Below are 12,672 nucleotides of genomic sequence, written 5' to 3' on the forward strand. Positions count from 1 at the left end.
GGGATCGCGATGACAGGTCACCATACGTTGAGGAACGGCGTGTCGGGTTCGTGCTGCCGCCAGGCGTGGTTGAGGCGCGCGAGCCGGTTGGCGGCGGCGATGCCGCGCAGGGACGCGACCTTGCCGTCGCGGACCTCGAACACCACGGTGCCCGCGACCCGGCCGTCGACCACGGCGAGGACGGCCGGGTCGCCGTTGACCAGCGCGACATGGAACGCGGGCGAGCCGCCGGCCAGCCGCCGCTTCGCCGGCGTGGGTTTGAAGCCGGCCCGCACATGGGAGGCGACCCGCTCGCGTGTCGTGTACCGCAGCAGCCGCTTGGCCAGTCCGGCGCCGTCCGAGACCGCCGTCACGTCGTCGGTGAGCAGCGCCACCAGCCGTTCGGTGCGCCCCGACGCGGCGGCGGCGAGGAACTCCTCGACGACCCGGCGCGCGGACGCGGGGTCGGTCTCGCCGCCGCGGCGGCGCTCGGCGGCGACCCGGGTCCGGGCGCGGTGGGCATGCTGCTGGCTCGCGGACTCGGTGATGCCGAGGATCCCGGCGATCTCGGCGTGGCTGTACGAGAAGGCCTCGCGCAGGACGTAGACGGCCCGCTCGACCGGTGAGAGGCGCTCCATGAGGGTCAGCACGGCCAGGGACACCGATTCGCGCTGCTCGAAGGTGTCGGCCGGGCCGAGTATCGGATCGCCCTCGAGGAGCGGCTCGGGCAGCCAGGTGCCGGCGGCGCGCTCGTGGCGCGCCCGCGCGGAGCGGAGCCGGTCGAGGCAGAGGTTGGTGACGACCTTGGTCAGCCACGCTTCCGGCGCCTCGACCCGTTCGCGGTCCGCAGCCTGCCAGCGCAGGAACGTGTCCTGTACGGCGTCCTCGGCGTCGGCGGCGGAGCCGAGCAGACGGTACGCGAGCGAGGCCAGCCGGCCCCGGCTGGCCTCGAACCGTTCGATGGCTGCGCTGTCCATGGCGGAACACCCTATGCGGCGGCCCTCACACCGGCCCGGTCGGGCCCGGTGGCCGGGCGGCGCCGGCGCTTCGGCACGCCGAAGGTCGGATGGGCGATGCCCCACCCGGCCCCCTTGAGCACGCCCGCCTTGAGCCGTGCGGCGGTCCGGCCGCCCAGGTACCAGGACGTCGACCGGGCATCCCCGTCCACCATCTGGAAGATCGCGTCCCGCCGCCCGAGGCTGATGTGGTTGCCGTGGTACTTCAGCCCGGTGACCGGGACCTCGCGGCCGGTCAGGCGCGCGATGATCGCGGCCGTCGCCTGCGTGGCGGTGGAGCCGGCCGAGGCACAGGACATCGGCAGCGGCCGGCCGTTGTCACCGATCGCGTGGACGCAGTCACCGGCGGCGTAGACGTCCGGGTGCGAGACCGAGCGCATGGTGCGATCGACGACGATCCGGCCGGTTCCGGTGACCTCCAGACCGCTGTCGGCCGCGATGGGGTGGACGGCGAACCCGGCCGACCACACGGTCACCTCGGCCGGGACGGACCTGCCGTCGGCGGCGATCGCCCGCGCCGGCTCGACGGCTTCGATAGCGGTGTGCTCGTGGACGGTGATGCCGAGCCGGTCGAAGGCCTGGCGCAGGTGGCGGCGGGCCTTCGGGGAGAGCCAGGCGCCCAGCTCGCCGCGGGCGGCGAGCGCGACCGAGAGGTCGGGCCGGGACTCGGCGAACTCGGTGGCGGCCTCGATGCCGGTCAGCCCCTCACCGACGACCAGCACGGTGCCGCCCGCGCCCAGGCCGGCCAGGCGCTCGCGCAGACGCAGCGCGGAGGACAGTCCGGCCACGTCGAAGGCGTACTCGGCCACCCCGGGGACGCCATGGTGGGCGACGGAGCTGCCGAGCGCGTGGAGAAGCGTGTCGTACGCGAGTTCGCCGTCGCCGTCACCGCCGGTCACGGCGACGGTCCTGCGCTCGGGGTCGACGCCGGTGACGCGCGCCAGGCGCAGCCGCACCCCGCTGCCGGCGAACACGTCGGCGAGCTTGCGGAACGCGAGGTCCCGGCCGGCCGCGAGCTGGTGGAGCCGCATCCGCTCGACGAAGTCGGGCTCGGCGTTGACGACGGTGATCTCGGTGTCGGCGGGGGAGAGCCGGCGGGCCAGGTTTCCGGCGGCGAAGGCCCCGGCGTATCCGGCGCCGAGTACGACGATGCGGTACTTCATGGCGTTGCTCCTGTCTCGTTCGCGTGCCCCTTGAACGAGACGGCGCCCCGATTGCTGACAGGCGCCAGGTGTGAGGCGCGTCACCGAACCAGGAGGAGCGGTCGGACCTGAGCCACCGTCAGGCGCTGGCCTGTCCCGGGCAGCCGAGACGGTGCCGCCCGGCCCCTGCGACCGACCAGCCCTGGCCGGGGTCACCGGGGCGATGTCGCCCCCCGTCAGCTCACCGGCGTCATGGCGCAGGCGGTGAAGAAGGCGCGGAAGCCCTGGGGGGTGGTGAGGTCGGCGGCGAAGTCCAGCAGGCGGTTCAGCCGGGCGCCGAGTCCGGAGCGCGGCGCGACCCGGGCGACGTTGTCCAGCTCCTCCTCGGCCGGGGCCGTCCAGTAGCGCACCACGGTGTCGTCCCTGCCGTACACCGTGCTGCTCACCAGGGCCGAGGCGAGTTGCCGGGGGGTGCCGGGCGCGACGCCGGCGGCGAGCAGGCGGCACAGCGCCTCGCCGTGTCCGGGCCGGACGGGATAGAGCAGGGCCCGGTGGTGCACCCGCTCGGCCGGCGGCCCCGGCCGGACGTGGTGCGCCCGCCGGTCGAGACGGGCGCCGGCGAGGTGGGCGGCTGTCGAGACGTCCTCGGGGACCCGGCACAGCGCGCGGACGCTGCGCTCCTCGTCGGATCCCTCGGCGATCCCGGCCATCCCGGCGGTCAGGCGGTCCGGGGCGGCGAGGGGCTCGGTGACCCCCGCGAGGTGAACCACCCGGCCCGCGGCGGTGAAGGTGGCCACCGCGGGCGCGGACCGTGCGCGCCGGGGGCCGTCCGCCGGTGTCCCGGCGAGAACGCGGGCCAGTGCCGTCTCCTGCCCCGGCCGCACGCGCAGGGCGAGCGCGATCAGTTCCCGGTGCATCCGGCCGCCCCTCGTCGGCTCCCCGTGCGTGACCGGATCATCATTCCCGCCGCCCCGGCACGGCGTCCTGTCAGCCGTCAGGAAGACGGTGAACATGTGGTCCGGGGCGTCGTGCACGGACGTGACCTCCAGGCCCGCGGTGCCGAGCATGGCCGTGAGCTCGTCCAGGGAGTAGGTCCGGCCCTGTGCCGTCAGGGCGAGCATCATCATCGAGAAGACGTGGGCGACATGGTCGCGGTGGGCGTCGGCGCCCGTGGGGACCAGCTCCTGGACGACCACCCGGCCCCCGGGCCGCAGAGCGGCGGCCACCCGCTCCAGCAGGGCCTCACACCGGTCGGGGCCGAAGTTGTGCAGGACGTTGTTGAGCAGGATCAGGTCGTACGGTTCCCCGTAGGGGACGGTGAACAGGTCACCGGCGATCTCCCCGACGCGTTCGCGCACCGCACGGCGTTCCGGGGCGTCCCGGCGGACCGCCAGCACACCCGGCCAGTCCAGGAGGGTGACCTCGGCCTGGGGCAGCGCGGCCGCCAGCGCGCAGCCGTAGCGACCGCTGCCGGCACACAGGTCGAGGACCCTGAGTGCGGCGCGCTCCCGCGCCCAGGGCGTGAGCAGTTCCGCGAGGGCCTGTCCTCCCTGGGCGGCGATCCAGCCGCTGGCCTCCGCGAAGGCGCGCCAGAACGGGTGCTCGTGGGGGTTGCCGACATCGGTGACGACGCTGCCGCCGGCCCGGACCGACTCGGCCAGCCGCCGCTCCGCCTCCCACACGAAGTCGTGCAGGTGGGTGCCGGCGACGGCACCGAGGTAGTCCGCGCCGCCGGTGAGGAGATACCTGCGGCTCACCGGGGTGAGGGCGTAGCCCTCCTCCTCGCGGACGAGGACCCCGCCGATGGTGACGATCACGTCCAGCAGGACCCGGATCGCCCGGGCATCGGCGTCGACGGCCCGTGCCACGGCCTCGGCCTCGCGCGGGCCGTCGGCGAGGGCGTCGAACACGCGGAGTTCGATACCGGCGCGCAGCGCCGCGCAATCGTGCACCCCGGCGAGGACCCGCAGCAGGGGCAGAGGGCTCACGGCGCCGCCGCCGGCCGGGGCGGCAGCGGCAGCGGGGGCGGTCCGCCGGCCGGTGGGCGCCCGTCCACCGGCCATCCCGCGCACTGCTCGCGAGAGACACGGCCTGCCTAGCGGCTCAGACCCCTGAACCGCTTCACCGCCAGCGGGAAGAACACCGCGGTCAGGGCCACCGGCCAGGCCACCGCGAGCAGTTCCGCGTGGGCCGTGGCCCAGGAGCCGCCCCCCGCGCCCGGGTTGCCGAACAGGCCGCGCACCGCGGTGGCCGTCGCCGACATCGGGTTCCACTCCACGATCGCGCCCAGCCAGGACGGCATCGACGCGGGCGAGGCGATGGCGTTGGAGAGGAAGCTGACCGGCCAGACCAGGATCTGCACCGCCTGCACCAGTTCCGGCCTGCCCGCGACCATCGCCAGGTGAATGCCGATCCACAGCATCGCGAGCCGCAGCAGCAACAGCAGTCCCACGGCGCCCAGGAAGGAGGCGAAGCCCTCGTGCCAGCGCCAGCCGATCGCATATCCGACCGCGATCATCACGGTCAGGCCGACCGCCGACTCCAGCATGTCGGCGACGCTCCGGCCGACCAGGACCGCGCCGGAGGTCATCGGCATCGAACGGAACCGGTCGATGACCCCCTTGCCGAGATCCTGGGTGACCGAGAGCATCGTCGCCTCCAGACCGAAGGCCATGGTCATGGTGAGCATGCCGGGGACCAGGTACGCCTTGAAGTCGCCCTCGACGCCCCGTCCGCCGCCGATCAGATAGCTGAACATCAGCAGCATCATCACCGGGAACACCAGTCCGACGGCCACCTGTACGGGCCGGCGCGCCCAGTGGGCCAGTTCGCGCCTGGTCATCGTCCAGGAGTCCGTGACCGCCCAGCTCAGCTTCGAGCCCGTACCGTGCGCCGTGCCCGCACTGTGCGTGTGCGTCGCACTCATGCCACGTCCCCCTTCGTCAGGTGCATGAAGACTTCGTCGAGCGTCGGCCGCCGTACCGCGATGTCCTCCGCCTCGACGCCGGCCGCCCGCAGCGCGCCGACCGTCTCGGTCAGCGCGGCCATCCGGTCGCTGACCGAGGCACTGACCATCCGCCGGTCCTCGTCCACCACCACGTCACCGGGCAGCAGGGAGGCCGCGAGGGCCAGCTGGGCCGTGTCGTGCAGGACCACGTCGATGCGGTCACCGCCCGTCCTGGACTTCAGCTCGTCCGCCGTGCCCTCGGCGATGACCTTCCCGTGGTCGATCACGGCGATCCGGTCGGCCAGCTGGTCGGCCTCCTCCAGGTACTGCGTGGTCAGCAGGACGGTCGTGCCGCCGCCGACCAGGGAACGCACCGCGCTCCAGACCTCCGTGCGGCCGCGGGGGTCAAGCCCGGTCGTGGGCTCGTCCAGGAAGAGCACCTGCGGCCGGGAAATGAGCGAGGCCGCCAGGTCGAGCCTTCGCCGCATGCCGCCGCTGTACCGCTTGACCGCCTTGTCGCCGGTGTCCGCGAGCCCGAACCGGGCCAGGAGCTCATCGGCCCGGGCGCCGGCGCGGCGCGCGCCGAGATGGTAGAGCCGGCCGAACATCTCCAGGTTCTGGCGGCCGCTGAGCTCCTCGTCGACGGCGGCGTTCTGGCCGAGCAGCCCGATCCGCGAGCGTACCTCGTCGGCCCGGGTCCGCACGTCGAGGCCCGCCACCTCGACACGCCCCTCCTCGGGGCGCAGCAGCGTGGACATGATGCGAACGGCCGTGGTCTTGCCGGCGCCGTTCGGGCCGAGAATGCCCTGGACGGTCCCGGCTCGGACCGTGAGATCGAGGCCGTCGAGGGCCTGCTTGTCCCCGTACTTCTTCCGCAGGCCCTCGACGACGATCGCCGGATCGTGATCAGACACAACGCCCCCTCCGTCATTAATCAAACTTGACTAGCGGGGGCCCAAGCTACGGTGCCCTGGTCGATTAGTCAAACTTGATTACACCGTCGACCGCTCGCCTCGCCGGCGTCCCGCTCGATCCGGTTCCGCATCCGCTGGATTCGGTCCGGGCCCGCGTGGCCGGCCTGCTCCGCCAGGGGCCGGCCGTTCTCGCGCTGCGGCGGAGCGATCAGTCGCCGGATATATAAGCCGGTATACCCCCCGGCGATCGCGGTGGCGGACGTCGAAGTACCCATCAGTGGTTCGTTCTGACGCCCTCGAACGCGAGCGGCGCCTGAGGCGGCGCTCGCCGGGCCGGATCGTGCTCGTCACGCTGATCGTCGTGGCGGCGCTCTTCCTGGCCTGGCGAGTCGTCGTCTCCGGCGCGCTGGAGGCGCATTTCGGCAGCGGGTTCGACGACCGGCGGTTCGACGAGCCGGAGACGGAGTTCGATCACCGGAAGACGGCCTTCGCCCAGGCCGACGCCCGGATGCGGGAGCTGGCGGCCGCCCACCCGCGGGCCGGACGAATCGCCTGGAGCCTGGCGCTGATCTGCGTACGCGACGCCGGACGGACCGAAGCCTGCGAGCCGACGACCGCGCGGGACCAGGCGACGTACGAGGCTCTGCCAGGCGTCGACGTGATCGTGCGTCAGTCGAAGGACGACGGGCGCACGTTCTTCCGCTTCCACGGGGACGACCCGCCGCGTTACACGATCATGCACGCGCCGGACGGCACGGACGTGGCACGTACCGCACAACGGCCCCGCCGCGTGGCGGGGCCCTTCGTTTTGTGGCGGTACGCCTCGCCCCGGCATCGCAGCCACCTCCGGGCTTTCAGCGGCCGTCGCGTCGGGCGGAGCGGCCGGGCAGGGACCAGCGGTACCCGCCGCGCTCCGGGCGAACACCGGACCGATCGCGGCAGCCGAGCCCGAAGCCGCCGTGATCGCGGCCGTGGGACGTGCCGGGCGGGCGTTCCGCCCGGCGAGGAAGAGGGGGACCGGGGCCGGAGATCCCGGCTGCCCTGCCCGGAGGCGCGGCGGGAGTCTTCCGGCCGTCCGGCCGAGACCGTGCGCGGGGGAACCGGCCGTCCTCAGCGGGCCGAGGGTCCTCGGTGACGTCAGGGGCACAGGGCGGGGCGGGCGGTCCCGTGCCTTGACAGGGGTGGTGGAGTGCCGGGCTCCGGCCGCGGCGGTCCTCTCGTGCGCCGGTGTCCGGAAGCGGTCATTCCTCGTTGCCCCACCCCCCGCGGCTGCCGAGGATGGGCCGCGTGGTGCCGGGGTGTGCCCCGGTCGGGGGGAGCTCCGGCATCGTGACGTGACACGGGTGACATGCCGAAGGGAGGCACGCTTTGACAGCGCCACACCTTGCCGCCGGCCGCCTCGCCGCCGTCCTGGACCGGCTGGAGCAGGACGGTTACGCCGTCGTGGAACGGCTCGGCGGGCAGCGCCACGCCATCGAGTTGTTACAGCGGATCGGCCGCTTCCTGCCGCAGTACACGGGCACCGTCGAGCACGAGGTCGTCCACCGCCCCGGTCATGAGGGCCGGGCCTACTCCCAGAGCCGCGACACCATCCGGGCCCACACCGAGGCACCCGGCTGGAATCCCAGTCCGCGCTATCTGGCCCTGTACTGCCACCGCCAGGCCCGCTGCGGCGGTGGCCACACCGACCTGCTGGACCTGCACACCCTGCTCGGGCTGCTCGCCGCCGAGGACAGGGCGCTGCTGACCGGTGCCGCCGTCGCCTTCCCCGGCCCGGACGCCGACCGGGAGGGCCACCGGCCGGTGACCGTGCCGATGCTGTCGTACGACGGGAAGCGGCCCGTCCTGCGGTTCAGCTACAACCTGCTCACGGCCGCCGACTACGACGCCCCGCTGGACGCCGCCCCGCCGCCGGAGCAGCTGCCGCTGGGGCAGCGGGGCATCGACCTCGCGCACCGGGTCGGCGCGCTGTTCGCGCACCACCGCACCCAGGTGCTCATCCCGGACGGGGCGCTGCTGATCTGGGACAACCAGCGGATGCTGCACGCGCGTTCACAGTACGCGGACGAACGCCGCCACCTCACCCGGTACTGGATCGCCGCATGAGCGCGGTGCACACCATCGCCCCACCTCCCGTGGGCACCCGCACGCTCTCCGGGCCCGGGCGCACCGCGCGCGGGCCGGTGACGCCGGCGACCGAAGGCAGGGTGATCGTCGACGGGGTGACGGAACCGCCGGGCGGGGCGCGGGCGTTCGCGCCGCGCTGCCTCCAGGCACGGCAGAGGGGTCTGCTGGGCCGGCCCTTCCCCGCGTCCGGGGCAGCGGAGGCGCGGTGGTGGCCGCGGCCGCTGGGCTCCCGCGACCGCCGGTTCCTTCCGGAAGCGGACGGGGAGGGCGGCGTCTGAGCGGGGCGGCCCGCCGGAGCGGCGCGGGCGTCGCGCTCGCCGTCCTGTCGGCCTGCTGCTTCGGTACCGGCGGTGCGGCGAGCAAGGTGCTCGGCGAGGCCGGTCTCGCCCCGCTGGACATCAGCCAGGCCCGCCTCAGCCTCGCCGCGGTGCCGCTGCTGGTGGTCACGCTGGTGCGCAGCCCGCGCGCCCTGCGGGTCGCTCCACGGGACTGGCCCGTGGTGGCGGCCGTGGGAGCGGGGTCCTTCGCGGGGGTGCAGACCCTGTGCGCGGTCTCCGTGGCCCGCATCCCGGTCGGTGTCTACGTGGTGTTGCAGTTCCTGGCGCCGGTGATCGTGGTGGTGTGGCTGCGGGTGCTGCGCGGGGTGCGGCAGCCGACGCCCGTCTGGCTGGGCACGGCCCTGGTGGTGGCGGGGCTGCTGCTGGTGGGGCAGGTGTGGTCGGGGCCGCGGCTGGACGGGGTCGGGGTGCTCGCCGCGCTGGGCGCGGCGGTCGCGCTGTCCCTGCGGTTCCTGCTCGCCGGGCGGGCGCTGGCCCGGCGCGACGCCACGGCCGTGACCGCGCTCGGCGTCAGCGCGGGCGCGGTGGCGGTCGACCTGGCGCGTCCGGTCAGCGCCTTCCCCTACCGGATGCTGGACGCCCCCGCCCGGGTGGGCGAGGTGATGGTGGTGCCGGTGTGGGCGGTGCTGTTGTGGATCGCCGTCGTCTCCACACTCCTGGCCTGCCTCTGCGCGCTCGCGGCGCAGCGTTTTCTCGCGCCGGCCACGGCGAGCGTGCTGTCCACGGTGGAGGTCGTCGCCGGGAGCGGGACGGGGGTGCTGTTGCTCGGAGAGCGGCTGACGGCCGTGCAGGGCGCCGGTATCGGCGTCGTTCTCGTGGGCGCGGCCCTGGCCCAGCGCCGCGCCGGAGCGGCGCGGACGGCCCGTGCCCGGTGGCGGCGGGCGCCGTAGGAGCGCGCCCGCCGCCACCGGGCGGGGTGTACCTGATCGCGGGAGACCCCCGGCCGCCCGCGCCCGTGGCCGCACGCGACGTCGGACCGGCGTGCCGGACGGGACACCTCGCCCCGTCCGGGCGGAGCGGTCCTCGCCTTCGCGGCCCGTGTACCCGCCGCCGGTGTCCCCGCGTCATCCGGTTGGACGAACGGCCGGGGGCCGGGTTAGCGTCCTACGCCGTGAGAAACCACCCGGTGCCCGCCACCGTCCCGTCGTCGTGAGCCTGGCCCGTTCCCTGCTGGACGTCCGCCCTCTGGGCTCCCGCGCCTTCCGGCGGCTGCTGATCGGACGCACCGTGTCCACGCTCGGCGGGTTCATGACCATGGTCACCGTCATGTACCAGGTGTGGGACATGACCCACAGTGCCGGCTGGAGCGGCGCGGTGGGCCTGGCCCAGGCGCTTCCCATGGTCGTGGTCGGTCTGTCGGCCGGTGCCTGGGCCGACCGGGCCGACCGGCGCCGCGTATACCTGGCGACCACCATCGGCCAGGCCGCCTGCTCGCTGCTGCTCGCCGCGCAGGCGTTCACCGGGCGGGTGCCGGTGGCGGTGGTGCTGTTGCTGGTCGCGGCGCAGGCGTCCTTCGCGGCGGCCGGCGCCCCGGCAGCGGGGGTGTTCGTACCGCGACTGCTGCCCAAGGACCAAGTCGCGGCCGGCCTCGCCCTCGACGCGGTCTCCGGCCAGGCGATGATGCTGCTCGGCCCGGCCGTCGCCGGCGTCGTCCTCGGCTGGTGGGGCATCGGCGCCTGCTACCTCCTGGACGCCCTCAGCTTCGGTCTGTCCTTCTACGGCGCCTTCGGCCTGCCCGCGCTGCCGCCCGAGGGCGGGAAGTCCCGCCCCGGGCTGCACGGCATCCTGGACGGACTGCGCTTCCTCGGCCGCCACCGGGTGGTGCGCGGCGCGCTGGTCACCGACCTGGCCGCCACCGTCCTGGCCATGCCGACGAGCCTCTTCCCGCTGGTCAACGAGGAACGTTTCGGCGGTGATCCGCGCACGCTCGGCCTGTTCCTGTCGGCACTGGCACTGGGCGGGGTCGTCGCGACCGCGTTCTCCGGACCGGTCACCCGCCTGGGCCGCCCCGGCCCGGTGATGCTGTGCGCCTCCGCCACCTGGGGCGCCGCCCTCGCCCTGTTCGGGCTGGCGACGAGCGCCTGGGCGGGCCTGGGGATGCTGGCGCTGGCCGGGGCGGCGGACGCGGCCGCCGTCCTCTCCCGCACCACGATCGTCCGGACCCGCACACCGGACGCCCTGCTGGGCCGGGTGACGGCCGCCGAACTGGTCGTCGGCCAGGCGGGTCCGCACCTGGGCAGCCTGCGCGCGGGCCTCGTCGCCGGCTGGACCTCCGCCGGCGCCGCCCTGGTGACGGGCGGAGCGCTGTGCCTGCTCGCCGTGGCCTACGTCGGCATCGCCACCCCCGAACTGCGCGACGGACACCCGGACACCTGAGCCCTCTCCCACCGCCGGCGCCGTGCCACCGACAGCGCGGCCGCGGACCGGGGAAGGCCTGCCCCGCCGGGCGGGTCTCCGCCCGGGCGCCTCCGTCCCGGCGGGGTCCGCACGCCCCTCCGGGAACCCGCCGGCTCATCCGCCGCGATCAACATGACTGAAATGCCTGTTTTTGTGACAAGTTCTGTTGATAAGTGCAATAAGCCAGGTCTATTTGGAGCGGTATGCCGCACAGAGAGTCCGTCACGTCCTTCGGCGACAGCGGCCGCATGCCCGATCCCGCGGCGGTCAGGCGCCACCCCACCCTCTTCCGCGCCGTCAGGCGCCGGCGGAACCCCAGGCTGCGCCGGTCGGACATCACGGTGACGGACGAGCGGGCGGTCAGGCGGGCGGTGAAGGCGGCGTCGCTCGGCAATGCCATGGAGTGGTTCGACTTCGGCATCTACAGCTATCTGGCCGCCACCCTCGGCCGCGTCTTCTTCCCCTCCGGCAACGACACGGCCCAGCTGCTGTCCTCGTTCGCCACGTTCGCCGTGGCCTTTCTGGTCCGTCCGCTGGGCGGCATGGTGTTCGGGCCGATGGGCGACAAGATCGGCCGTAAGAAGGTCCTGGCACTGACCATGATCCTCATGGCGATCGGCACCGCCGCCATCGGGCTCGTCCCGAGCTACTCCGCGATCGGCTTCTGGTCACCGGTCCTGCTGATCCTCTTCCGGCTCCTGCAAGGCTTCTCCACCGGCGGGGAGTACGGCGGCGCCTCCACCTTCATCGCCGAATACGCCTCGGACAGGCGACGGGGATTCTTCGGCAGCTTCCTGGAACTGGGAACGCTCGCCGGGTACACCGGCGCGGCCCTGCTCGTGACCGTCCTGACCGCCTGGCTCGGTCCCGGCACGATGGACGCCTGGGGCTGGCGCGTGCCGTTCCTCACCGCGGCCCCGCTCGGCGTGATCGGGATCTACCTGCGGCTCCGGCTCGACGACACTCCGGCCTATCTCAAGCTGGAGGAGGCGAACGTCCATGTGCCCGGGGCGGCGGAAGCGCCGCCGGCCACGGCCCGGGGCGACCTGGCCAAGATCTTCCGCGAGCACTGGCGCACCCTGGGGCTGTGCATCGCGCTGGTGGGCGCCTACAACATCACCGACTACATGCTGCTGTCCTATATGCCCACCTACCTTTCGGACGAGCTGCACTACAGCGAGACCCACGGCCTGCTGATGCTCGTGGCCACCATGGTCGTACTCATGCTGGTCATCAACCAGGTGGGCAGGCTCTCCGACCGGCTGGGCCGCAAACCTCTCCTCATGACCGGGATGCTGGGCTTCCTCGTCCTGTCCGCCCCGGCGTTCGTCCTGGTGCGGGAGGGCAGCCTGCCCGCCATCTCCTGCGGGATGCTGATGCTCGGCCTGTCGCTCGTCTGCCTGCTCGGCACGATGTCCGCGGCGCTCCCGGCGATGTTCCCGACCTCGGTCCGCTACGGCTCGCTGTCCGTCGGGTACAACCTGGCGGCGTCCCTGTTCGGAGGCACCACCCCGCTCGTCATCACCGCGCTGATCGGCGCGACCGGCTCCGAGATGATGCCGGCCTACTACTCGATGGCCGCGGCCGTGGTCGGCGTCGTCGCGGTGGCCTGTATGAAGGAGACCGCCCGCAAGCCGCTCGCCGGGTCCCCGCCCTCGGTGCAGAGCGAGGAGGAGGCGGCGGCCCTGGTGGAGGCGCAGGCTCCGGTGCCGAAGTTCTAGTAGTGCTTGGTCAGGTGTGTTCGCTGGTGGCGTGTCCGTTTGATGGGGTGTGTCGTTGAGCGGGTGTGCTGGGTGGGGAGTTGGCCGCGGT

11 protein-coding genes and 1 pseudogene are annotated in these 12,672 nt (G+C 73.7%); 6 read left to right on the forward strand and 6 right to left on the reverse strand.

Translation table 11 applies throughout. The features are described 5' to 3' along the window. Positions 1 to 17: 17 nt before the first annotated feature. From AB0L74_RS28790 to AB0L74_RS28815, 6 genes and pseudogenes are all read right to left on the reverse strand, one after another. Complete coding sequence (locus tag AB0L74_RS28790; protein ID WP_365658538.1) at positions 18 to 956, reverse strand: sigma-70 family RNA polymerase sigma factor; 939 nt, start codon at positions 954 to 956, stop codon at positions 18 to 20. An 11-nt stretch (positions 957 to 967) separates the two neighbouring features. Beyond that, a complete protein-coding gene (locus AB0L74_RS28795) occupies positions 968 to 2,158 on the reverse strand; it encodes an FAD-dependent oxidoreductase (RefSeq protein WP_365658541.1) in 1,191 nt (396 codons plus the stop codon). A gap of 215 nt (positions 2,159 to 2,373) precedes the next feature. Further along, positions 2,374 to 4,125: a methyltransferase gene (locus AB0L74_RS28800; RefSeq protein WP_365658544.1), complete on the reverse strand. Its 1,752-nt coding sequence runs from the start codon at positions 4,123 to 4,125 to the stop codon at positions 2,374 to 2,376. Positions 4,126 to 4,232: 107 nt separating this feature from the next. Next, positions 4,233 to 5,063 carry an ABC transporter permease gene (locus AB0L74_RS28805; protein ID WP_365658547.1) on the reverse strand — a complete coding sequence of 277 codons (831 nt, stop codon included), beginning with the start codon at positions 5,061 to 5,063 and terminating at the stop codon, positions 4,233 to 4,235. Further along, the gene (locus AB0L74_RS28810; protein ID WP_365658550.1) at positions 5,060 to 5,998 is read right to left on the reverse strand and encodes an ATP-binding cassette domain-containing protein; all 939 of its coding nucleotides are present in this window, start codon (positions 5,996 to 5,998) and stop codon (positions 5,060 to 5,062) included. The genes AB0L74_RS28805 and AB0L74_RS28810 overlap by 4 nt, the downstream gene beginning before the upstream one ends. Positions 5,999 to 6,096: 98 nt before the next feature. Further along, positions 6,097 to 6,222, reverse strand: a pseudogene (locus AB0L74_RS28815) (IS701 family transposase); the annotation flags it as partial. 53 nt (positions 6,223 to 6,275) lie between these two features. On the opposite strand from AB0L74_RS28815, the gene AB0L74_RS28820 reads away from it, so the two are divergent. The 6 genes from AB0L74_RS28820 to AB0L74_RS28845 all read left to right on the forward strand — a co-directional run bounded on the left by AB0L74_RS28820 (position 6,276) and on the right by AB0L74_RS28845 (position 12,581). Further along, positions 6,276 to 7,133: a hypothetical protein gene (locus AB0L74_RS28820; protein ID WP_365658553.1), complete on the forward strand. Its 858-nt coding sequence runs from the start codon at positions 6,276 to 6,278 to the stop codon at positions 7,131 to 7,133. Between the two features lie 233 nt (positions 7,134 to 7,366). Continuing rightward, positions 7,367 to 8,104, forward strand: coding sequence for a TauD/TfdA family dioxygenase (locus AB0L74_RS28825; protein ID WP_365658556.1), 738 nt, complete (start codon positions 7,367 to 7,369; stop codon positions 8,102 to 8,104). Then, a complete protein-coding gene (locus AB0L74_RS28830) occupies positions 8,101 to 8,403 on the forward strand; it encodes a hypothetical protein (RefSeq protein ID WP_365658572.1) in 303 nt (100 codons plus the stop codon). Before AB0L74_RS28825 ends, AB0L74_RS28830 begins: the two co-directional genes overlap by 4 nt. Further along, entirely contained in the window at positions 8,334 to 9,353 is a 1,020-nt protein-coding gene (locus AB0L74_RS28835; protein ID WP_365658559.1) for an EamA family transporter, read from the forward strand. The genes AB0L74_RS28830 and AB0L74_RS28835 overlap by 70 nt, the downstream gene beginning before the upstream one ends. A gap of 259 nt (positions 9,354 to 9,612) precedes the next feature. Beyond that, positions 9,613 to 10,839 (forward strand): MFS transporter, encoded by a 1,227-nt coding sequence (locus AB0L74_RS28840; RefSeq protein WP_365658563.1) that lies wholly within the window; start codon positions 9,613 to 9,615, stop codon positions 10,837 to 10,839. 224 nt (positions 10,840 to 11,063) lie between these two features. Beyond that, positions 11,064 to 12,581 carry an MFS transporter gene (locus AB0L74_RS28845; protein ID WP_365658566.1) on the forward strand — a complete coding sequence of 506 codons (1,518 nt, stop codon included), beginning with the start codon at positions 11,064 to 11,066 and terminating at the stop codon, positions 12,579 to 12,581. The last annotated feature ends 91 nt before the right edge of the window (positions 12,582 to 12,672 follow it).

It is taken from the genome of Streptomyces sp. NPDC052020 (assembly GCF_040680575.1).
Lineage (GTDB): Bacteria > Actinomycetota > Actinomycetes > Streptomycetales > Streptomycetaceae > Streptomyces.

Coding starts and splice junctions, on each gene's coding strand:
- AB0L74_RS28790 (WP_365658538.1), bottom strand. CDS start 956: ATGGACAGCGCAGCCATCGAACGGTTCGAGGCCAGCCGGGGCCGGCTG.
- AB0L74_RS28795 (WP_365658541.1), bottom strand. CDS start 2,158: ATGAAGTACCGCATCGTCGTACTCGGCGCCGGATACGCCGGGGCCTTC.
- AB0L74_RS28805 (WP_365658547.1), bottom strand. CDS start 5,063: ATGAGTGCGACGCACACGCACAGTGCGGGCACGGCGCACGGTACGGGC.
- AB0L74_RS28830 (WP_365658572.1), top strand. CDS start 8,101: ATGAGCGCGGTGCACACCATCGCCCCACCTCCCGTGGGCACCCGCACG.
- AB0L74_RS28845 (WP_365658566.1), top strand. CDS start 11,064: ATGCCGCACAGAGAGTCCGTCACGTCCTTCGGCGACAGCGGCCGCATG.